Raw genomic sequence first — 20,125 nt, forward strand, 5'->3', positions numbered from 1 at the left:
ACAGCATGGGCAGCTCGCAAAAGCTGCATTTTGCCCAAGTGGGTCAGTTTTCAACCGGTAGGGTGGGTCAGTTTTGCATCGGTACTGACAGATATTTCAGGTCAGTATGTTTTGGTGGCGGATACGTTTTACTACTTTGGCGCTCACGCAATTAGCATTCCCGCCGAGTGTCGGCCATGGTTACCGAAGGGGCAGTCAGCACACGGGCGTTTGACGCCACCTGAACAGGCCTTGTGTTTCATCCAATACATTAAAGACCGCTATCAGCCAGGGCTACATAGCAACCCGACGGATTGGCCGGAAGACGAAGTGCAGACCAAAACTCCATGTCGAGGACGTCGATGCGGATCATCTTAAGTCGAAAGGGTTTTGATTCAGCTGCCGGTGGTTGCCCAAGCCCAATCCTGCCGGATGGACGCTTGTTTCCCTACCTATCCCAGACAAAGCTTCGTCTATTGGATACTCCGATATCCAGTTCGATGGGCTAGATGTGGGCGAGCTGGCTGCGCAATTAACAGATGATCCGAAGCGTATGCGACATTTCGCCCATCTGGATCCCGATTTGCGTCACACAGCCTTGAAACGGCAGCCTGGATGGCGGCCTTTACTCGGTCAGACTGGTAGTGCACAAGGGCACTAGCTCAATCAAAAGGTACAGGCTGGGGATATCTTCATTTTCTTTGGTTCTTTTCGAACCGTCGAAAAAGGTGCAGGGGTGTTTCCCCATTTCATGACACCCTGATGCTCACAGCACCAGGTGCCACAAACCAAACTCAATGGAGGATGCCGTCTTGGTTGTTCCCTAGTGAGGGAATATCTAGGTTGAGCTTCCATCCAGACCTGAATCGTTGGACTCCCGATGGGCAATTCTGTCTTCTCAAAAGCGCGGCGCGAGGGCAAGAGTTTGTGTTTGACTCCAAAGGAAAACAGGAGCCTATCGCTTGGATCAAGGGACTGCTTGAAGTCGTTGGACATTAGTGACGCTGTTCAAGCATCGTGGGTGCGAGATCAGAATCTTGGACTTTTGATAACCGCTATGTTTCTGTTGGATTGAGGTCAGCAGCGCTGGGTTGTGCGCTGGTTCTGAATGGTAGATGTGGAAAGCTGTGACAGACGCCAATCTGCTGGCGACATTACAAGCTGAGAACGCGAGGCTAATTGCCTTGCTTGACGCTCATGGGATTGATTGGCATCTGCCTGTTGAGCCGGTGAAGATACCGGTTGCTCAAATTGAGGCTTCGCGGCTGCTCAATACAGATGCCAAGGTTGACCTATTCAGAAACCTGTTTCGCGGTAGAGCCGACGTTTATCCCATCCGTTGGGAAAGCAAGGCCGGCAAGTCAGGATACGCGCCAGCCTGTGCTAACGAATGGCGCCCTGGGGTTTGTGAGAAGCCGCGAATCAAATGTGGCGATTGCGGCAATCGTCAATTGCTGCCGTTGACTGATGAGGTGATTTTTCGTCACTTGGCAGGCGACGTGGTGGTTGGTATCTATCCTTTGCTCCCTGATGACACCTGTTACTTTCTGGCCGTCGACTTCGATGAAGCTGAATGGCGTGATGATGCCCGAGCTTTTGTTCAGTCGTGTCATGAGCTAAATGTCCCTGTGGCATTGGAGATTTCACGCTCAGGTAATGGTGCTCATGCGTGGATTTTTTTCGACCGTAATGTTTCTGCTTTTGATGCACGCCGCCTAGGTGCTTCGATCATCAGTCATGCCTGTGAGCGTACTCGCCAATTGGCACTCAGTTCCTATGATCGACTGTTTCCAAACCAGGACTATATGCCGAAGGGTGGCTTTGGGAACCTCATTGCTCTGCCTTTGCAAAAGCGTGCAAGGGCGCAAAATAACAGCGTATTTGTAGATGAGTCACTGGAACCTCATTCCGATCAATGGGCCTTTCTGGCCTCCGTTCAGCGGATGAGCCCTGGGGATATTGAGCCGGCTATTATCCGGGCGATGGGCAACCGTGATCCTGTAGGCGTCGCGTATGTCGAGGACGAAGGGGATGCAGAGCCTTGGAAAGGCCGCGATACGAGATCGCATAAGTTGACTTGCCCGTTACCTGCGTCTCTCCGTATCACATTGGCAAACCTGGTGTACTTCGAAAAATCGGAGTTACCGCAACCCTTGGCAAACCAGCTTGTCCGACTCGCGGCATTTCAAAATCCTGAGTTTTATAAAGCCCAGGCAATGCGAATGTCCGTCTGGAACAAGCCTCGGATCATAGGCTGCGCGCAAAATTTCCCTAAACACATCGCCTTACCACGGGGATGCTTGGATGCGGCTCTGGAGCTGCTGGAGGAAAATGGAATCACCGCTGAGTTCCAAGATGAACGCTTTGCGGGCGCCCCCATCGACGTGAGTTTTCTCGGCACGTTGCGTTCTGATCAGGAAGTTGCGGTCAGCTCGATGCTTAGTCATGACGTCGGTATCCTGTGTGCGCCGACAGCATTTGGCAAAACCGTAACTGCCGCCGCGTTGATAGCGAAGCGTAGTGTTAACACGTTGGTGCTCGTGCATAGGACTGAGTTGCTACGGCAATGGCAAGAGCGTTTGCATGCATTTCTAGGTGTTGGCAATGAAGTCGTGGGTACTATCGGTGGTGGAAAGGCAAAACCCACAGGTGTCATCGATATCGCTGTAATGCAGTCTTTATCGCGAAAAGGTGAGGTCAGCGATACGGTAAAAAACTACGGCCAGATCATAGTTGATGAGTGCCATCACGTGTCAGCGGTCTCGTTCGAGTCGTTACTGAGAAGTGCTGTTGCAAAGTATGTGGTGGGACTTACAGCAACTCCAATACGACGTGATGGGCAGCAACCTATCATCTTTATGCAATGCGGACCGATCCGGCACTCTGCTACTCGACCGGCAAGTGCCCCTCATGATTTGTCTGTGGTGCCCCGATTACTTTCCAAGCCCATTGTCGTCCCCGATGGCTCAGGGATTCAGGATGTGTTTCGACGGTTAGCCGACGATATCGAGCGTACAGCCAAAATTGTCTCCGAGGTTGAGCTAGCCTTTAACCAAGGCAGGAAAATCTTGGTGCTGACTGAGCGCACTGAACATGTGGATGCTCTTGAGGCTGAATTGAAAGGGCGCGTGCATAACCTTTTTACACTTCATGGGCGGGTGCCAAAAAAACAGCGAATCGCCCGCATGCACGAGCTTGACTCATTGCCGCCCGATGCCCCACGCGTCCTCGTTGCAACTGGAAAGCTAGTTGGTGAAGGGTTCGATCATCCAGCATTGGATACATTGGTGCTGGCAATGCCCATTTCTTGGAAAGGAATACTTCAGCAATACGCAGGCCGATTGCATCGAGCGCATGCCGATAAAGGTGACGTACGAGTGATCGACTTCGTTGACGCGGGCAATGTCGCATTGTTGAGGATGTGGGATAAGCGGCAGGCGGGGTACAAAGCGATGGGTTACCGAATGGCTGATTCCCTAGCCACTATGGACTTGCTCTAGCATCACGGTCCATTTGGATTCGGATTTCAGATGCAGCTAGCAAGCGCCTTCATCACGATGAGAATGCTAGATCTGGAAACGACATTTAATAAGGTCAAATAACCGCAATACGACATTTATTGTGGTTCAAATGCGACATTTATGGTGCCCATGTTCCACGTGGAACCCTGATTCCACCTAGGGTAGCCATGACACTTAATATGCCCATCGACATCCGGCTTGCCCTGCTAAAACAAAAAAGGCCAACGCTTATGCGTTGGCCTTTTTTTACTAACTCGCCACCGAATCCTCATCACTTCCGGCAGCGACACTCTCGAGCCGATATCCGTACCCATAAATCGTCAACAACTGCCAACCCCTATCTGCCGTCAACCCGAGCTTATTGCGTAGCCGATAGATATGAGTGTCCAGTGGACGGGATGAGGTCATTTCCTCGTGGGTCCAGAAGCGTTCGTAAAAGTATTCCCGGGACAGTGGCCGGCCCAGGTTGGCGAACAGGCAACGGGCCAGGCGATATTCGCGCTCGGTCAGGCCGATGGGGATACCAGCACGGGTGACAGTCAGTTCGGCGTCGTCGAACGCTAGATCGTTGAACACCAGTACGTCGCTGGTGGGCGCGCGTTGCAGGCTGTGACGGCGTAGCACGGCGGTGACCCGGGCCTTGAGCTCGTTCGGTCTGAAGGGTTTGCTCACATAGTCGTCGGCGCCGGCGTTGAGGGCCTGGACGATGTCGTGCTCGCCGTCGCGGCTGGTTAGCATGATGGCAGCCGGTGGCGAATCCATGTGCTCGCGAGTCCAGCGCAGCAGCGAAAGCCCACTGATGTCGGGCAGTTGCCAGTCTAGGATCAACAAATCGAAGGTTTCCCGGCGCAATTGCCGCAGCAGGTCTTCGCCTCTTTCAAAGCTGTGCAGGGTCCAGGCTTGTTCTCCCCTGCCCGGTATTTGTTGAAGCGTTTGTTCTACCCGGCGCAGTTCCGCCGGTTCATCATCCAGTATGGCGACTCGCATGGAATGCGATTTCCTTGATCTCGAAAATAACGGACATCTCAGGAGGTAACGCAACCTTCCTCCTATCGCTGGCTGCGACAATACCGGCTCGCGGCCCAGAGGGAAAGGCAGCAGCGCACCACCCATCGAGTCGGCTATAGTCTTGGGCTTCCTGCCTGTCGGTGCGCCGCGTGATCCATTACCCAATCTACCTCCTTGTGTTCAGCCAAGGTGACTATGACTAACCCACGTCGCCGTGAAAGCCGTGAACCCACTCAGGTCCAACGATTGTTTCGACAATTGGTGCGTGAGTGGTTGTGGATAAGTCTGTTCCTGTTGCCCCTGACAGCGCTGCTTTCGTTTTGTATGCAACCGGCCCGGAGTGGGCCAGTCGCCGCCTTGCTGTCGGCCGGTATAGTTGGCGGCGTATTGGGCTTGCTGTTATGGCGCCCTCGCCTTGCAGTGGGAACGACGCTGGCGGGGATGGGCGTAGCCCTGTTGATCAGCGCGCTGGTGGATGCGTGGGGTTGGTGGTGGTCACCGGTGGCCAGTTTATTGGGAATGCTGTTTGGCTACCTCATCTGGAACTGGCGGCGTCTGAGCGTGGTGCTGGCTTATTTTGGCTGGGAATTGGCGCGCTTGGATGCGGAGCCGAAGGTATTCCCGGAGCGTCGCCGGGCCTCTTACACCGGCACTGATCGTTTGCAGGGACAAATCATGGCATTGGAACAGGCCATGAGCCGGACGCGGGATACGCGTCGCTTCATTGCGGATGGCCTGGAATATTTGCCCGTGGCCACCATGATAAGCGATCCGCAGGGCAAGATATTGCTCGGCAATCGCAAGGCTCGCGAGTTGTTCGGTCATGCTTTGGCGGGTGGTGACGTGCTGGAGGAATTGGCTCGTCTGGGCTATCCGGCATTGGCGCACTCTCCTGTCCACCGCTTGTCCACGTTGCCGCTGGTAGAATTTCGCGACACTCGCGAGCGCAGCCTACGCCTTGAGCGGGCCGCACTGTTACCGGCTGACAACGACGTGCCTGTGGGCTGGTTGCTGAGCCTGACCGACCTGAGTGCCGAGCGTGAAGCCGAAGAGCAGCGCAGCGTGATGCTCCGGTTCCTGTCACATGACCTGCGCGCGCCTCACTCGGCCATCCTGGCGTTGCTCGATGTGCAGCGGCATGAGGCCGGCATAGAGAATCCATTATTTGATCAGATCGAACGCCAGGTGCGCCGAGCATTGGACCTGACGGACGGCTTTGTGCAGTTGGCCAAGGCCGAATCCGAGGCCTACCAATTTCGGCCTACGTTGTTCGCCATGCTGATTCTGGATGTGATTGACCAGGCGTTGCCGATAGCACAGGCCAAAAATATTCAGTTGGAGCACGAGCTGGACGATGAGGAAGCGATGGTCAGTGCCGATCAACCCTTGCTCACTCGGGCACTGTTCAATTTGCTAGAAAACGCCATCAAGTACAGTCCGACACAAACACGCATTTCCCTACAGGTTCGTTGCATGCAGGGTTGGTTGGCGTGTCACGTCGTTGACCAAGGAAAGGGCATTGGCGCCGAAGAGCTGCCGGATTTGTTCATCCAGTACCGGCGCTTCTCCTCCGCCCATGGGGTGGATGGTATAGGTTTGGGTTTATCGATGGTCAAGGCGGTGGTCGACCGCCATGGTGGGAATATCGAATGTCGCAGCGTGGTAGGCGAAGGGACCACGTTCAGTTTGCGGTTTCCGCTGTTGAGCGACTGACTAGAAGATCGCCGTCTGCGGCGATACCCCGAGACCGCGATCCTTTACGAGGCTATAAAAACTTATGCACCTTTACGGGTGTTTTATGTTTTTAAGAAATATGTAATAAAAACATAAAGTTAATGAACAAAAGCGACGGAATCAGATGAAACGGTACACAGGTTATCCACAATTCTCAGACAGCAACCTTGTCCGTCGTTGCGGGCGCAGCAGGCGCTGGAGGTAATGAACCCAGCTCCCTTTGGGTCTGTTCATTCCACGCCTGTACACGGTCGTTCAGTTCGGCAACGGCGCGAGGTCCGCTGCCCTCGGCATACATCGGCGGGCCAATCACCACGGTGATAATTCCCGGCGTCCTGAGCCAGCCCGACTTGGGCCAGAATTTTCCCGCATTGTGTGCAATTGGCAACACCGGCAGGCCAGCATTTACCGCCAATGCGGAACCGCTACGGGAAAACTTGCCAATCGTGCCATAAGGCACACGCGTGCCCTCCGGGAAGATCAACACCCAGACGTTATCCTTGAGCAGTTCATCGCCTTTTTGCGCGACCTGCTTGAGAGCAACTTTCGGGTTGTCACGGTCTATGGCAATCGGGCGCAGCATCGCCATGGCCCAGCCGAAGAACGGTACGAACAACAGCTCACGCTTGAGCACTTGGCTCAACGGTTCGAAATAGGCCGAGAGAAAAAAGGTTTCCCAGGTGCTCTGGTGATTGGACTGGATGACACAAGGCCGGTCAGGCACATTCTCGGCGCCTTTGACTTCGTAGCGGATGCCGAGGAACACCTTGCTCAGCCACAGTGCGCAGCGGCACCAGTACACGTTGATAAAGCGATAGCGCGTCCTGAACGACATGAACGGCGCGACAAAAAAACTCAGTGTGCACCACAACAAGGAACTGGTGCCCAGTAGCAGGTAAAAGAGGAAGCTTCTGATGGCCTGCAGTATCGACATAGCGGCGTTTACCATTGCGGGCAATGCCCGCCTGTTCAAGCGCTTCCCGAACAATCCTTGATCAGGTTGTTTTTGGGAGCTCTAATTGTGGATAAGTTCAGCGGCAATCGCCGCCAAGTCGTCAAAAATCAAGGTGCCCACCGGCAGGGTCTTGCCCAGAGTCTTTTCGCCTTTCCCGGTCTTCACTAAAACTGGCTGACAATCGACGGCCTTGGCTGCCTCCAGGTCACCGAGGCTGTCGCCGACGAACCACACACCCGCCAACGCCACATCGTAATGAGCGGCAATGGTTTTCAACATGCCTGGCTTGGGCTTGCGGCAATCGCAGCCGTCGCCCGGCCCGTGGGGGCAATAGACGATCAAGCCGACCTCCCCGCCCTGCTCCGCCACGAGGGCGCGCAAGCGCTCGTGCATGGCGTCCAGGACCGTGAGGTCATAATAACCGCGGGCAATGCCCGACTGGTTGGTGGCCACCGCCACCGTCCAGCCGGCCTTGCTCAACTGCGCGATGGCTTCGATCGAACCGGGGAGCGGCAGCCACTCCTCCACCGATTTGATGTAAGCGTCGGAGTCGTGATTGATCACCCCGTCCCGATCGAGAATCAGCAGCTTCAAGATTTACCCCAGCAGCGAAATATCGGCAACACCGAGGAACAAGCCACGCAGCCGTGCCAGCAGCGCATAGCGGTTGGCCCGTACATTGGCGTCTTCGGCATTGACCATCACCGCTTCGAAAAACGCATCAACTGGTTCGCGCAATGCTGCCAGGCGCGCCAGGGTTTCGCTGTACTGACGCGCCGCTGCCATCGGCTGAACCGCCTGGTCTGCCTGCTGGATCGCTGAGTACAGGGAAAACTCGTTGGCGTTGTCGAAATACTTGGCTTCAACCGTGGCCGCGATCTTGCCTTCGGCCTTGCCCAGCAGATTCGATACCCGCTTGTTCACGGCGGCCAACGCGGCGGCTTCCGGCAACTTACGGAACGCCTGCACTGCTTGTACGCGCTGGTCGAAGTCCAAGGCCGAGCCTGGCTTCAAGGCACGCACCGACAGGTAGGTCGCAACGTCGACGCCTTCATCTTCATAACGCGCACGCAGTCGGTCGAAGACGAACTCCAGCACTGCATCGGCCAGGCCCGCGGCCTTGACCTTGCTGCCGAACGCATTGACGGCGAAGGCCACGGCTTCGTTCAGGTCCAGGTCCAGTTGTTTGTCGATCAGGATCCGCAGCACGCCCAGCGCCGCGCGACGCAAGGCATACGGGTCCTTGCTGCCGGTGGGCAACATACCGATGCCGAAAATGCCGACCAGGGTGTCGAGCTTGTCGGCGATCGCCACGGCCGCCCCGGTCAGGGTGGTCGGCAATTCAGCGCCGGCACCGCGCGGCATGTATTGCTCGTTCAGGGCCAGGGCGACGTCTTGTGGCTCGCCATCGTTGAGGGCGTAGTAGTAGCCGGCGATGCCTTGCATCTCCGGGAACTCACCGACCATCTCGGTGGACAGGTCGCACTTGGACAGGATGCCGGCACGGGCCGCGCGCTGGGCGTCGCCGCCGATACGCGGGGCGATGAATGCCGCCAGCTTGGAAACGCGCTCGGCCTTGTCGTAGACGCTGCCGAGTTTTTCCTGGAAGACCACGTTCTGCAAACGCAGGTTGAAGCTTTCCAGGGATTGTTTCTTGTCCTGCTTGAAGAAGAACTCGGCATCGGTCAGGCGCGGGCGAACGACTTTTTCGTTACCGGCGATGATCTGCTGCGGATCCTTGCTTTCGATGTTGGCGACCGTGATGAAACGCGGCAGCAACTTGCCTTCGGCGTCCAGTAGGCAGAAATACTTCTGGTTGTCCTGCATGGTGGTGATCAGCGCTTCCTGGGGCACTTCGAGGAAACGCTCCTCGAACGAGCACACCAGCGGCACTGGCCATTCCACCAACGCGGTCACTTCGTCCAGCAGGTTGGCCGGCACGATGGCGGTGCCTTCCTGCAGGGTGGCCAGCTCTTCGGTGCGCTTGCTGATCAGCTCGCGGCGTTCGTTGGCGTCGGCCAGCACGTAGGCGGCACGCAGGTCGGCCAGGTAATTGGCTGGCGAGGTGATGCGCACGTTGTGCGGATGATGGAAGCGGTGGCCACGGGAGTCGCGACCGGCCTTCTGCGCGAGGATCGTGCAGTCGATGACCTGGTCACCAAGCAGCATGACCAGCCATTGGGTTGGGCGAACGAATTCTTCCTTGCGCGCCGCCCAGCGCATGCGCTTGGGAATCGGCAGGTCATTGAGGGAATCTTCGACAATGGTTGGCAACAGGCTGGCGGTCGGCTTGCCCTTGATGCTCTGGCTGTAGCGCAGCTTCGGACCGCTCTGGTCGATCTCGCTCAGGTCCACACCGCATTTCTTGGCGAAGCCCAGCGCCGCTTGGGTCGGATTGCCGTCGGCGTCGAACGCGGCCTGGCGTGGCGGACCATCAAGGTTGATGCTGCGATCAGGCTGCTGGGTTTCCAGGGCGGTGATCAGCACGGCCAGGCGGCGCGGCGCGGCATAGACGTGTTTGGTTTCGAAGTTCAGGCCAGCGCCTTGCAGGCCTTTTTCGATGCCGGCCAGGAACGCATCGGCCAGGGTGTTCAGGGCTTTGGGTGGCAGTTCTTCGGTGCCCAGTTCAACCAGGAAATCTTGAGCACTCATTGTGCAGCCTCCAGCTTAGCCAACACTTCATCACGCAGGTCCGGGGTCGCCATCGGGAAGCCCAGCTTGGCACGGGCCAGCAGGTAGGCTTGCGCGACGGAACGCGCCAGGGTACGTACACGCAGGATGTATTGCTGGCGCGCGGTCACGGAAATCGCCCGGCGCGCGTCCAGCAGGTTGAAGGTATGGGATGCCTTCAACACCATTTCATAACTTGGCAACGGCAGCGGCTGGTCCAGCTCGATCAGGCGCTTGGCTTCGCTTTCATAAAAGTCGAACAGTTCGAACAGCTTCTCGACGTTGGCGTGTTCAAAGTTATAGGTCGACTGCTCCACTTCGTTCTGGTGGAACACATCGCCATAAGTCACTTTGCCGAACGGGCCGTCGGCCCACACCAGGTCATAGACCGAATCCACACCTTGCAGGTACATGGCCAGGCGTTCCAGGCCGTAGGTGATTTCGCCGGTCACCGGGTAGCACTCGATGCCGCCCGCTTGTTGGAAGTAGGTGAACTGGGTCACTTCCATGCCGTTGAGCCAGACTTCCCAGCCCAGGCCCCAGGCGCCCAGCGTTGGCGACTCCCAGTTGTCTTCGACGAAACGAATGTCGTGTACCAGCGGGTCGAGGCCGACGTGCTTGAGGGAGCCCAGGTACAGTTCCTGGAAATTTTCCGGGTTCGGCTTCAAGACCACCTGGAACTGGTAGTAATGCTGCAGGCGGTTCGGGTTTTCGCCGTAGCGGCCGTCAGTCGGCCGGCGGCTCGGCTGCACGTAGGCGGCGTTCCAGGTTTCCGGGCCGATGGCACGCAGGAACGTGGCAGTGTGGAAAGTGCCGGCGCCTACTTCCATATCGTAGGGCTGAAGTACCACGCAACCTTGCTCGGCCCAGTATTGCTGGAGGGCGAGGATCAAGTCTTGGAAGGTACGCACGGCTGGCGTAGGCTGGCTCACGAAATTCACCTGTTTCTTGGGCTGCGATTTAAAGAGCGGGAGTATACCCGATTCGTTCGTGCGCACGCCCCCTGGAGCCTTATGCCACGCTGCTTTTGGTGTTCCGAAGATCCTTTGTACATGGCTTATCACGATCAAGAGTGGGGCACGCCGCTGCGCAATGCGCAGGGTTTGTTCGAGTTGCTTTTGCTCGAAGGGTTCCAGGCCGGGCTGTCCTGGATCACCGTTTTGCGCAAACGCGAGCGCTACCGGGAAGTGTTGTACGGCTTCGATGTGCAGCGCGTGGCGCAAATGAGCGACGCCGAAATCGATGAGCTGATGCTCGATCCCGGCATCATCCGCAACCGCCTCAAGCTCAAGGCCGCCCGCCGCAATGCCCAGGCCTGGCTGGCCCTGGAAGACCCGGTGGCGTTTCTCTGGTCGTTCGTGGGCGGCAAGCCCATCATCAACCATTTCAAGGACCGCACCGAAGTGCCGGCCATCACGCCCGAGGCGCTGGCGATGAGTAAAGGCCTGAAAAAAGCCGGGTTCACCTTCGTCGGACCCACTATCTGTTACGCGCTGATGCAGGCCTCGGGCATGGTCATGGACCACACCCAGGACTGCGACCGCTACGCCGAGTTGGTAAACGGCGGTTAGAATAGCCGGCTCGCAACACGGCCCATGAATTCAGGAGTGACCTGTGGATAAGTTGAAAGGCGCCTTGCTGGTCGGCGCTCTGCGGTTGTTTGCGCTGCTGCCCTGGCGGGCGGTGCAGGCGGTGGGCTCGGCCATTGGCTGGCTCATGTGGAAATTTCCCAACCGTTCCCGCGACGTGGTGCGAATCAACCTCGCCAAGTGTTTTCCAGAAATGGACCCGGCCGAGCGCGAGCGCCTGGTGGGCCAGAGTCTCAAGGACATCGGCAAATCCCTGACCGAAAGCGCCTGCGCCTGGATCTGGCCAGCCCAGCGTTCCATCGAACTGGTGCGCGAAGTCGAAGGCCTGGAAGTACTGAAAGAAGCCCTGGCCTCTGGCAAAGGCGTGGTCGGCATCACCAGCCACCTGGGCAACTGGGAAGTGCTCAATCACTTCTATTGCAGTCAATGCAAACCGATCATTTTCTACCGTCCACCCAAGCTCAAGGCGGTGGATGAGTTGCTGCAAAAGCAACGCGTACAGCTGGGCAACAAAGTCGCGGCTTCCACCAAGGAAGGCATCCTCAGCGTCATCAAGGAAGTACGCAAAGGCGGCCAAGTGGGCATCCCCGCCGACCCGGAGCCGTCCGAATCCGCTGGGATCTTCGTGCCCTTCTTCGCCACCCAGGCCCTGACCAGCAAGTTCGTGCCGAACATGCTCGCCGGCGGTAAAGCGGTCGGCGTCTTCCTCCACGCCCTGCGCCTGCCGGACGGTTCGGGCTACAAAGTCATCCTCGAAGCCGCGCCAGAGGAGATGTACAGCACCGACACCGAAACCGCCTGCGCCGCCATGAGCAAAGTTGTGGAGCGCTACGTGCGCGCCTACCCGAGCCAGTACATGTGGAGCATGAAACGCTTCAAGAAACGCCCTCCTGGCGAGGCGCGGTGGTACTGACAGGGAATCCATTCCAGCAGGGGCCTTACTTTGGACAAAGTCCTCATTGTGGCGAGGGGATTTATCCCCGTTGGGTTGCGCAGCAGCCCCTCCCATGACCAAAGACACCACCAACCCCCTGGGGGAGCGAGCCTCCTCGCGAAGAGGCCCGCACATTCACATTAATATCGGTTGATGCCCTAAGCTTGCTTGTCTCCCAACCAGCCAAGGAAGCACCGATGGGCATTCGCGGAAAAGACCGTCAGATCGACAACATCGAGCTCAATGTCAACGACATCGCCCGAAGCAAAGCCTTCTATGGAGGCGCATTCGGCTGGAACTTCGTCGATTACGGCCCGACCTACACCGAATTCAGCGACGGCCGCCTGACCGGTGGCTTCACGACCGGTGAACCGGTGCGCCCGGGTGGCCCGTTGATCATCCTGTACGCGGATGACCTTGAAAGGACCCAACTCAGGCTCGAAGCCGCAGGGGCGACCATCAGCCGTAATGTGTTCGCTTTCCCGGGTGGCCGACGTTTCCACTTTATCGATCCGGATGGCTATGAACTGGCCGTGTGGTCGGCTTCCTGATGACAGGATGATCACAAAGAGGCGCAATGCCTCAATCGTGTCCATGATTAAGGACCTGCGATACGGGATGGCAGCGTCATCCCTGAGTCCGTTGTATGACTGCCCGGCCGACCTATCGCACTTCCTCTGGTTCATTAATCAAGGAGTCCCTCATGAATATCGACTTCACCGGACGTCACGTCCTGGTCACTGGTTCCACCAGCGGTATCGGTTTTGCGACTGCTAAAGGCTTTCTTGAAGCTGGCGCCAACGTAGTCATCAACGGTCGCAGCGAGAGCAGCCTGGAGGACGCATTGCAGCGCCTGGGCAATCTCGCTTCCAGGGCGACGGGCTTTGTTGGCGATCTCAGCAACGAGTCGGGCTGCCAGGCATTGATCGCCAAGCATCCAAGCTTCGATATCGTCATCAACAACCTGGGCATTTTCAAGCAGGAAGACTTTTTCGAGACACCGGACAGCGAATGGAAGCGTTTTTTCGAAACCAACGTGATGTCGGGCGTGCGGGTTTCCAGGGCCTACGCGCAGGGCATGGTCGAGCGTGGTTGGGGGCGGATCGTGTTTGTCTCATCGGAGTCAGGCGTGAACATTCCCGCCGACATGATCCACTACGGCTTTACCAAGACCGCCCAGCTTTCAATTGCTCGCGGCCTGGCCAAACGCCTCGCCGGCACGGGCGTAACGGTGAACTCGGTATTGCCTGGGCCGACACTTTCCGAAGGCGTTGCAAAGATGCTCCAGGCGGACGTCGAGCGCAGCGGGGAAAGCCTGGAAAAGGTTGCGGCAGATTTCGTCAACGAGCATCGCAGCACCTCGATCATCCAGCGCGCGGCACGGGTAGAGGAAGTCGCCAACATGATCATCTACGTCAGCTCGGAACAGGCCTCGGCCACCACCGGAGCGGCGCTGCGAGTTGATGGCGGCGTGGTGGATAGCATCGTCTAGCTGCGTTATCAACAGCATGGACAAAGTGCCCTTGCCGCGGGATCGCTATGACGCCATGCAACAAAACGCCGCTTCCTCATCCGAGAGAAGCGGCGTTTTTTCTTTTGGAAGCGACATTGGTTGATTTGACCAACTATCGAAGCGTTGAAGGGATTGTTCAGCCCACCCCCGTTTTTCAGCCAATCCGAGCCGCTTCAGCTATCCGTTCTCGCCCAGGCGATCCGAGCCAACTTCGGCTACCCGTAACTCGATCAGCCGATCCGAGCCACCTTCGGCTACGCGTTTCTCGATCAGGCGATCCGAACCGCCTTCGGCTACGCGTTTCTCGATCAGGCGATCGGAGCCACCTTCGGCTATTCGTTTCTCGATCAGGCGATCGGAGCCACCTTCGGCTATTCGTTTCTCGATCAGGCGATCCGAACCGCCCTCAGCGAATGTAGGTTGGACAAAAGAAGTCGCGAACGCATTGCCGAGCGACAGTGCCAGAAGCGAGCCAACGAGCGCTTTGCTGAAAGTTTTCATGTCGTGATCCTTGTATTCGTAGATAAGTGAGTTAGACGGTGACGTGCAAACGGACGTCGACATTGCCGCGGGTCGCGTTGGAGTACGGGCAAACCTGATGAGCTGCGTCGACCAGCGCTTGAGCATTGGCTTGATCGAGACCGGGCAGGTCGATGTGCAAGTCGATGTCCAGGCCGAAACCGCCAGGAATCTGGCCGATGCCGACGTGTGCCGTGATCGAGGCGTCAGCAGGAATGTTGCGTTTGCTCTGGCTGGCGACAAACTTCAATGCGCCGATGAAGCAGGCCGAGTAGCCGGCGGCGAACAACTGCTCAGGGTTGGTGGCTTCACCACCGGCGCCGCCCAGGGCTTTTGGAGTGGCCAGCTTCACGTCGAGAATCCTGTCGCTGGAAACAGCACGGCCATCACGGCCACCGGTGGAAGTTGCGACTGCGGTGTAGAGAACGTTCATGGTGTTTCCTCTTGAAGGTGTGATCGTTTCTAGGTTTGATTTGCGCTAAATGTTTGCGCGCTAATCAGTTGCGTTAAAATTAACGTGCAAATAGTTTGTGCGCAAGATAAATTTACAAATATTTTTCAGATATGAATTAACAAATTGATTTAAAAGGGATTTTATTTTTCAGGCGTCGCAATGCCGCCAGCTCGAATGAGCCGCGAGGTGAGCCAAGGGAAAGATGGTGCTTCGGGGAACGATCAGATGCTTATCGGTTGCCTCGCTAGGGGTGTTCAGCCCTGCTGGGCAACAGCCACTCGATTACGCCCCAACGCCTTCGCGCGATACAGCGCCTTGTCAGCATTGTTCATCAAACCGTGAAGATCCTTATGTCCCAACTCCGTCGAAGCCACGCCAAGGCTGGCGGTAATGCGATGGATAGGCTCGATCATCAATCCGGCAATGCTCTGGATGAGCTCTTCTGCAATCTGGGTAGCGACCTCGATGGAGGTGTCCGGAAGCAGAATGGCGAACTCTTCACCACCGAGCCGGCCGTGGATATCCGTTGCCCGAAAAGATGAGCTGATCACCACTCCCATCTCGCGCAAAACCTGATCGCCGACCTGATGACCGTAGGTGTCGTTGATGTGCTTGAAGTGATCCATATCCAACATGACCGCACACAACGCTAACCGATTGTTCTTACACTCCTCGTAGAGCTTCTGGGCATGTTCGAAAAAAGCCCGTCGGCTCTTGAGGCCGGTCAGTTCATCGGTTTGTGCGGCGCGGGTTGAAATGCTGTTCGCCTGCTCCATTTCTCGAGTCAGTCGAAAAGCGGTTTCCAGTGCCTGGGACATTTTGTGTGTGGCGCGGGCCGCAAAGGCCGCGAACACCAGAATAGAAAGTGCCATGCCGACTTGAATCGCAGACGGTTGAAACAGCAGCCAGGCGGTGCAGGGAAACAGCACCAGGCCGATGGAAACCAGCGTCATGTCGCGGTAGGCCGAATAGCAGGACACGGCGCTGACGGACATCCCCACCGTAAAGAGCATGACCAACGCTTGCGATAACAAATCATCCGCCGGCATGACAACGAACGCGCCGCCGCCCCAGATGCTGGCGGACAGCACCAGCGAGACCCAGTACCTGCGCTCCCAGCGTCGAGGCGTACGCTCGTGTTCGTCGCTGCGAAAATACGCAACGAACATCGCGATACGCAACAGCGTCGATCCGGTCAGGACGGCCAACCACCAAACCAACAAGCTGTGCTCAAAACGATCCCAACACAGCCAACTCAGCATGATGGCCGCGAGGTAACTGCCAAACACCGCAGATACAGATTGGCGAAACAGTTGCTGCAACCGATCAGTTCGTACCTGCTCGGCTATAAAGGAATCCTGACCATTACGAGATCCTGGGCCATCCATGTGATCCACCTGATGGTGATGCAACAAGAAAAAGCGATTGTGGCACCCTGCCACTAACGCAAACAACCGAATTACGCCCACGGCCCGATATCGCGATTTAACCGAACCCCGTGGCGAAGGAGCTTGCTCCCGCTGGGCAGCGTAGCAGCCCCAGCCATTGCTACCGACAAACCAAGACCAGGCCGAAATCAAATCGGATGTCGGATAGCGTTGAGCCGCCATAGCAGGTGAACCCACCAAAGAAAAACCCGACGCTTTACGTCGGGTTTTTCGTGGGGTACGGCTTTTCGCGTGCCTATCGCCTCTTCAAGAGTCAGCCCGACGTGCTCATTGTTTACGGGTTACTCGACTTGCGACAGCTTAGCGTCGTCACAACCGGCAGCACGGCACTCGCGCTCGATAGCTTTGAGTATGACGATACGCGCTTCGGTCTTCTCATTGGCACAGTCCAGGTAAAGCAGGCCATCGTTGGAACAAGCGTTGTCGCGAATCTTGATCCACTGGATTTGAGCGGTTTTCACTTTTTTCTTTTGATCCGGGTTCAGGGCACTCATCGTTTTCTTGTATTGATCGTTGATGTCCTGATCCGACTGAACCATTTTCAGCGACGCGCAATAGGTCCTGTCATAGGCGTTTCTAGGGTTATCGCAACTCATCGCAGACGCCGATGCTGATGCCATTGCCAGCAATGCCCCAACCAACAAAGACTTGATCACTCACTTCTCTCCCTGAATGCCCTCCATTGATTAGAGGACGCGGCGGGAATTTATCATGCGGATTGTAGAACAATGAAGCAGATCCTTGGGTTGCTCAGCATCCCTAAGCCGGTCAAATATTCGTGGCGAGGGAGCTTGCTCCCGCTGGGCTGCAAAGCAGCCCCACCCGCCCCGAAAAAATCCTACAGACAAAACCGTATCACCCACTTGGAGCCCCTACCGTAAATCCGTCTAGCTCCAATTTACGGGTCAAAACCGAGCCTTGTTTATCCTCCCACCACTTCCCGTCCGTCAGGCTACCCAACCTTGCGCCTTTACCTACAACTACGCCGGAATCCGCCGGCTTGTGCGCCTTGTCCCCGGGCTCTATCGTTTCCCTGCCACTGCCCATCAGTGGCCGGGTTTAGTAGCCCGAGGTTGTGTCAGTAAGATGCATGAGCTCTCCATCCAGGCAGATTTACTTTGTCCTTGATGGTGGCTGTGCGCAGGGCGCTTCGGCGCGCCGGCAATGCTGATCTCCCCGGTCTACTAACCTGCGTACAGCCGCCACCCTTCTTTTAGTAGGGAAGAGGTAGCATCGGGTGCTGGATAACGTCGATCCGCGATAGCAGGTAAATGTCCTCATAAAAAGCAAACCCGATACACGATGTCGGGTTTGCTTTACTAGCGCTCTAGGTACCTTACAAGGATTAATCGCCTGCAAGGGCCCCCGTTGCGTCGGGCATAGCCTCTCCGGCCTGCTCGGCAGGTACCTCAGCGGTTTTCTGGTGTTCCAGGCCGCTGCCTGGCATTGTGACTTTGGCGATACGATCTGAAAAATACTTGTCGAATGGTTCCAGCTCTGGATATTCACCAGGGGCAACGAACAAGGCTGTCAGGCGCCCGATAAGGCCGCAGATCCAGTCGGCGCACTGGATGGTTTGGAACAGGTGGCTTTCGGCCTGAATTGGCGGCTCAATGAGTGCCCTGCATTTTTCCGACGCATCCTCAAACATTGCCAGCGTGCAGACCTCCACATTAGTTTCCCGCCATTCATTACCGCAGCGTTGCTCATCGAGCATCAACATGAAGGTTGAGCAGCTCTGTACGCAGAAACGGTCTATTTTGCGCACTGACTGCAAAAGCTGTCGTTTGAACGTCTCGGTGGAGTCATGGGCATCAGGGTCAGTCGTCTTGTGCTCTCCCGTGTAGAACACGTGACCGCCGATTTTCTCAATGTGGCTCAGTAGACGGAACGTGGAGCGCCGGAGCTGCTCGTATTTGGTGACGTTACGGAGTGCATAAAGCTGAGAACCCTTTTTTTCCCACTGATAGGCCGGCAGATTCTTGGGATTATCGTTGGCAAGGTCGAACGCTAAGAGTTGGCATTTCAGCTTGTAGAAATAGATTGCGAACTCGCGGATTTCGGTAGCCGGAAGGATCAGGCCAGCAAACCCGAAAGCAGGATGCGTTTTATACCTTGGATGGTTGCGCGAGACGTACTGGCCGACGTGCCCGAATTCGTCCAGGTACGCGACGTAATGCGTCATAGTGACCGGATTCCTTGCCATAGAAACACGAAAGCCCGCAGAGATTTCTCTCAAGCGGGCCTCGGAAGGTAGGCACGAGAGTCACCTCTCATGCGTTGGGGTAAGTATTGTTGCGGAACAATCACTATGTCAATCAAATTGATGATTGCCCGTGATCTTGTGTGGCTTCCGTGACCGTTGGGGTGAGCCCCGTTTTCTGTCACTACCTGCTACCAAAGCCGGAAAAGTCCGAAGATACGTCCCAACCGGGTCAACTCTTCACCGTCGCAAAAAATGCCGACAACGAATCCGTCCTCGCCAACCTCAGCGAAACCCTGGCGGTAGCCGACGCGATGGTCAGCAACCTGGCCTTCGATCTGGAAGGTCCTCGCCGTGATATCCTCCATGCGTCGGGTTTGCTTTTGGTTGAGGCACGCACTCTCGTTCCGAACTACAGGCTAAAGACGAACTCTGTTTATTCTCCCGCCACCAACCCTTCCACCAAGCTACTCATCCTTGCGCCTTTGCCTACAACTACGCCGGAATCCGCCGGCTTGTGCGCCTTGCCTATGGTTTCTATTATTTGCTTGCACTTAATGGTGACTTGAATGTTGGATCGTTGCCCTCTGTAAGCCTTTAAGGATCAAGGCTAAATCATGAACTCATCGTCATTGCACAACCGCTTCAACATGTTCGACGGTTCTTCGTCTATACACGACTTTGGCGAGGTTTTTATTGATGGGTTACCAAAACATCTAAAAAATCTGAAGATTCCCGGAAGATTGCTCTCAGATGGACACCGCAGGGCCCCTGTGTCTGCGCAGATCGAACAAGTCGCTGAAATTCAGAATGCGATGCGCGAAGTCCTTTTCCACACAGTTACTCAGGACGCTCAGTCCTATGCTGAGCGCGCATTTCGAGCGTTCCTTAAAAAGGATAAACCTGATGTGGGAATTCTAAAATTTTTTAATGGATGGAACGAAATACACAAGACTACGAGTCTGGTTGCCGCGAAAACAATCATGCGTTTATCTGCAGATGCTGTCTCTATCTCTGTCGAAAAACAAATGGAATACAACATTGTCTTGGCGCATATGCATGAGGTTGCTAAAGACGATTTCGGCCTTGGGCATGAGGGACATGATGGTATGTATTCCTATATGACAGCCGCCTTTGGTGCTACAGGTTGGGTAGAGAATCAATACGCCGTTAACGAGTGTAACGCCTTTTCTGAGTTTCTCTACAAGGTAGGTGTGGCGAAGCATAGAGCTGCCATGAATTCAATAGAGCATAAACGATCCATCATGAACGCTATGATGGTTTCAATCGCTTCAGAGCTCTGGAATGGACGTGAGTACAATTTTATCGCTCAATATATCGAAGAAAAGCTAGTTTCTCTGAATGCCTCGCTGAGTAGAAATCTCAAAAAACTTCGCGAAGCAAAAGGCTATGTCTTAGTGCATTCTGGCGAAGTGGAAAATAAGCATGGATTACATGCTTTAGCCGCAGCGCAAGCTTTCGGTCGTCTTGCCGACCAGAGGCTTGATATTGATCAGCTCAAGGACGTTATGCTTGATTACAATCAACGTGTCGGAAGAGCTTTCCATGCCCTGCATGAAGCGCTGCTGTAATTTAAG

General features: G+C 56.0%; 19 protein-coding genes and 2 pseudogenes. 11 read left to right on the forward strand and 10 right to left on the reverse strand.

Annotated features, from left to right (window positions below; all coding sequences use genetic code 11):
• The 4 genes and pseudogenes from HU806_RS21440 to HU806_RS21450 form a co-directional block, all read left to right on the forward strand.
• Nucleotides 1-357, forward strand: a 357-nt coding sequence (locus HU806_RS21440) for an Nmad2 family putative nucleotide modification protein (protein ID WP_527251163.1), incomplete at its 5' end; no start/stop codon positions are given.
• A pseudogene (locus HU806_RS26390) lies at nucleotides 342-640 on the forward strand (Nmad3 family putative nucleotide modification protein). The gene HU806_RS21440 and the pseudogene HU806_RS26390, both read left to right, overlap by 16 nt.
• 101 nt (nucleotides 641-741) lie before the next feature.
• Complete coding sequence (locus HU806_RS26395; protein ID WP_202884437.1) at nucleotides 742-978, forward strand: Nmad3 family putative nucleotide modification protein; 237 nt, start codon at nucleotides 742-744, stop codon at nucleotides 976-978.
• A 116-nt stretch (nucleotides 979-1,094) separates the two neighbouring features.
• Nucleotides 1,095-3,479: a TOTE conflict system archaeo-eukaryotic primase domain-containing protein gene (locus tag HU806_RS21450; protein WP_189672536.1), complete on the forward strand. Its 2,385-nt coding sequence runs from the start codon at nucleotides 1,095-1,097 to the stop codon at nucleotides 3,477-3,479.
• A 270-nt stretch (nucleotides 3,480-3,749) separates the two neighbouring features.
• Here HU806_RS21450 and HU806_RS21455 read toward each other — a convergent pair whose 3' ends face one another.
• Nucleotides 3,750-4,487: a response regulator transcription factor gene (locus HU806_RS21455; protein WP_186614141.1), complete on the reverse strand. Its 738-nt coding sequence runs from the start codon at nucleotides 4,485-4,487 to the stop codon at nucleotides 3,750-3,752.
• A 216-nt stretch (nucleotides 4,488-4,703) separates the two neighbouring features.
• On the opposite strand from HU806_RS21455, the gene HU806_RS21460 reads away from it, so the two are divergent.
• Nucleotides 4,704-6,221 (forward strand): sensor histidine kinase, encoded by a 1,518-nt coding sequence (locus HU806_RS21460; protein ID WP_186614143.1) that lies wholly within the window; start codon nucleotides 4,704-4,706, stop codon nucleotides 6,219-6,221.
• Nucleotides 6,222-6,396: 175 nt separating this feature from the next.
• Here HU806_RS21460 and HU806_RS21465 read toward each other — a convergent pair whose 3' ends face one another.
• From HU806_RS21465 to glyQ, 4 genes are all read right to left on the reverse strand, one after another.
• A complete protein-coding gene (locus tag HU806_RS21465; RefSeq protein ID WP_186614145.1) occupies nucleotides 6,397-7,176 on the reverse strand; it encodes a lysophospholipid acyltransferase family protein in 780 nt (259 codons plus the stop codon).
• 81 nt (nucleotides 7,177-7,257) lie between these two features.
• Nucleotides 7,258-7,791, reverse strand: coding sequence for a D-glycero-beta-D-manno-heptose 1,7-bisphosphate 7-phosphatase (gene gmhB, locus HU806_RS21470; protein ID WP_186614147.1), 534 nt, complete (start codon nucleotides 7,789-7,791; stop codon nucleotides 7,258-7,260).
• Between the two features lie 3 nt (nucleotides 7,792-7,794).
• Nucleotides 7,795-9,849, reverse strand: a complete 2,055-nt coding sequence (glyS, locus tag HU806_RS21475; protein WP_186614149.1) for a glycine--tRNA ligase subunit beta — start codon at nucleotides 9,847-9,849, stop codon at nucleotides 7,795-7,797.
• Complete coding sequence (gene glyQ, locus HU806_RS21480) at nucleotides 9,846-10,799, reverse strand: glycine--tRNA ligase subunit alpha (RefSeq protein ID WP_003177094.1); 954 nt, start codon at nucleotides 10,797-10,799, stop codon at nucleotides 9,846-9,848. The genes glyS and glyQ overlap by 4 nt, the downstream gene beginning before the upstream one ends.
• Before the next feature lie 81 nt (nucleotides 10,800-10,880).
• Between glyQ and HU806_RS21485 the strand changes: the two genes are divergently transcribed.
• The 4 genes from HU806_RS21485 (at nucleotide 10,881) to HU806_RS21500 (ending at nucleotide 13,882) form a co-directional block, all read left to right on the forward strand.
• Nucleotides 10,881-11,438: a DNA-3-methyladenine glycosylase I gene (locus HU806_RS21485; RefSeq protein ID WP_186614151.1), complete on the forward strand. Its 558-nt coding sequence runs from the start codon at nucleotides 10,881-10,883 to the stop codon at nucleotides 11,436-11,438.
• A gap of 43 nt (nucleotides 11,439-11,481) precedes the next feature.
• Nucleotides 11,482-12,369 carry a lysophospholipid acyltransferase gene (locus HU806_RS21490; protein WP_186614153.1) on the forward strand — a complete coding sequence of 296 codons (888 nt, stop codon included), beginning with the start codon at nucleotides 11,482-11,484 and terminating at the stop codon, nucleotides 12,367-12,369.
• A 218-nt stretch (nucleotides 12,370-12,587) separates the two neighbouring features.
• On the forward strand, nucleotides 12,588-12,941 hold the full coding sequence (locus tag HU806_RS21495) for a VOC family protein (RefSeq protein ID WP_186614155.1): 354 nt from the start codon (nucleotides 12,588-12,590) through the stop codon (nucleotides 12,939-12,941).
• Between the two features lie 152 nt (nucleotides 12,942-13,093).
• On the forward strand, nucleotides 13,094-13,882 hold the full coding sequence (locus tag HU806_RS21500) for an SDR family NAD(P)-dependent oxidoreductase (protein WP_186614157.1): 789 nt from the start codon (nucleotides 13,094-13,096) through the stop codon (nucleotides 13,880-13,882).
• Nucleotides 13,883-14,080: 198 nt separating this feature from the next.
• Here HU806_RS21500 and HU806_RS21505 read toward each other — a convergent pair whose 3' ends face one another.
• From HU806_RS21505 to HU806_RS21525, 5 genes are all read right to left on the reverse strand, one after another.
• Nucleotides 14,081-14,404: a hypothetical protein gene (locus HU806_RS21505; RefSeq protein WP_186614159.1), complete on the reverse strand. Its 324-nt coding sequence runs from the start codon at nucleotides 14,402-14,404 to the stop codon at nucleotides 14,081-14,083.
• Between the two features lie 31 nt (nucleotides 14,405-14,435).
• The gene (locus tag HU806_RS21510) at nucleotides 14,436-14,855 is read right to left on the reverse strand and encodes an organic hydroperoxide resistance protein (RefSeq protein ID WP_186614161.1); all 420 of its coding nucleotides are present in this window, start codon (nucleotides 14,853-14,855) and stop codon (nucleotides 14,436-14,438) included.
• Between the two features lie 275 nt (nucleotides 14,856-15,130).
• Nucleotides 15,131-16,264 (reverse strand): GGDEF domain-containing protein, encoded by a 1,134-nt coding sequence (locus tag HU806_RS21515; protein ID WP_186614163.1) that lies wholly within the window; start codon nucleotides 16,262-16,264, stop codon nucleotides 15,131-15,133.
• 341 nt (nucleotides 16,265-16,605) lie between these two features.
• Nucleotides 16,606-16,980: a lysozyme inhibitor LprI family protein gene (locus tag HU806_RS21520; protein ID WP_186614165.1), complete on the reverse strand. Its 375-nt coding sequence runs from the start codon at nucleotides 16,978-16,980 to the stop codon at nucleotides 16,606-16,608.
• 689 nt (nucleotides 16,981-17,669) lie between these two features.
• Nucleotides 17,670-18,509 carry a DUF3800 domain-containing protein gene (locus tag HU806_RS21525; RefSeq protein ID WP_186614167.1) on the reverse strand — a complete coding sequence of 280 codons (840 nt, stop codon included), beginning with the start codon at nucleotides 18,507-18,509 and terminating at the stop codon, nucleotides 17,670-17,672.
• A 200-nt stretch (nucleotides 18,510-18,709) separates the two neighbouring features.
• Here HU806_RS21525 and HU806_RS21530 point away from each other — a divergent pair.
• A pseudogene (locus HU806_RS21530) lies at nucleotides 18,710-18,899 on the forward strand (DUF6124 family protein); the annotation flags it as partial.
• Between the two features lie 245 nt (nucleotides 18,900-19,144).
• Nucleotides 19,145-20,119: a hypothetical protein gene (locus tag HU806_RS21535; protein ID WP_186614169.1), complete on the forward strand. Its 975-nt coding sequence runs from the start codon at nucleotides 19,145-19,147 to the stop codon at nucleotides 20,117-20,119.
• The last annotated feature ends 6 nt before the right edge of the window (nucleotides 20,120-20,125 follow it).

It is taken from the genome of Pseudomonas sp. SWRI154, assembly GCF_014268645.1.
In the GTDB taxonomy this organism is placed as follows: domain Bacteria; phylum Pseudomonadota; class Gammaproteobacteria; order Pseudomonadales; family Pseudomonadaceae; genus Aquipseudomonas; species Aquipseudomonas marvdashtae.

What these genes read in the sequence shown, in the direction of transcription:
- HU806_RS21505 (WP_186614159.1), bottom strand. Translation starts at nt 14,404, where the DNA reads ATGAAAACTTTCAGCAAAGCGCTCGTTGGCTCGCTTCTGGCACTGTCG.
- HU806_RS21460 (WP_186614143.1), top strand. Translation starts at nt 4,704, where the DNA reads ATGACTAACCCACGTCGCCGTGAAAGCCGTGAACCCACTCAGGTCCAA.
- HU806_RS21485 (WP_186614151.1), top strand. Translation starts at nt 10,881, where the DNA reads ATGCCACGCTGCTTTTGGTGTTCCGAAGATCCTTTGTACATGGCTTAT.
- HU806_RS21525 (WP_186614167.1), bottom strand. Translation starts at nt 18,509, where the DNA reads ATGACGCATTACGTCGCGTACCTGGACGAATTCGGGCACGTCGGCCAG.
- HU806_RS21515 (WP_186614163.1), bottom strand. Translation starts at nt 16,264, where the DNA reads ATGGATGGCCCAGGATCTCGTAATGGTCAGGATTCCTTTATAGCCGAG.
- HU806_RS21455 (WP_186614141.1), bottom strand. Translation starts at nt 4,487, where the DNA reads ATGCGAGTCGCCATACTGGATGATGAACCGGCGGAACTGCGCCGGGTA.
- HU806_RS21495 (WP_186614155.1), top strand. Translation starts at nt 12,588, where the DNA reads ATGGGCATTCGCGGAAAAGACCGTCAGATCGACAACATCGAGCTCAAT.
- HU806_RS26395 (WP_202884437.1), top strand. Translation starts at nt 742, where the DNA reads ATGCTCACAGCACCAGGTGCCACAAACCAAACTCAATGGAGGATGCCG.
- HU806_RS21510 (WP_186614161.1), bottom strand. Translation starts at nt 14,855, where the DNA reads ATGAACGTTCTCTACACCGCAGTCGCAACTTCCACCGGTGGCCGTGAT.
- glyS (WP_186614149.1), bottom strand. Translation starts at nt 9,849, where the DNA reads ATGAGTGCTCAAGATTTCCTGGTTGAACTGGGCACCGAAGAACTGCCA.
- HU806_RS21500 (WP_186614157.1), top strand. Translation starts at nt 13,094, where the DNA reads ATGAATATCGACTTCACCGGACGTCACGTCCTGGTCACTGGTTCCACC.
- HU806_RS21535 (WP_186614169.1), top strand. Translation starts at nt 19,145, where the DNA reads ATGAACTCATCGTCATTGCACAACCGCTTCAACATGTTCGACGGTTCT.
- HU806_RS21465 (WP_186614145.1), bottom strand. Translation starts at nt 7,176, where the DNA reads ATGTCGATACTGCAGGCCATCAGAAGCTTCCTCTTTTACCTGCTACTG.
- HU806_RS21450 (WP_189672536.1), top strand. Translation starts at nt 1,095, where the DNA reads ATGTGGAAAGCTGTGACAGACGCCAATCTGCTGGCGACATTACAAGCT.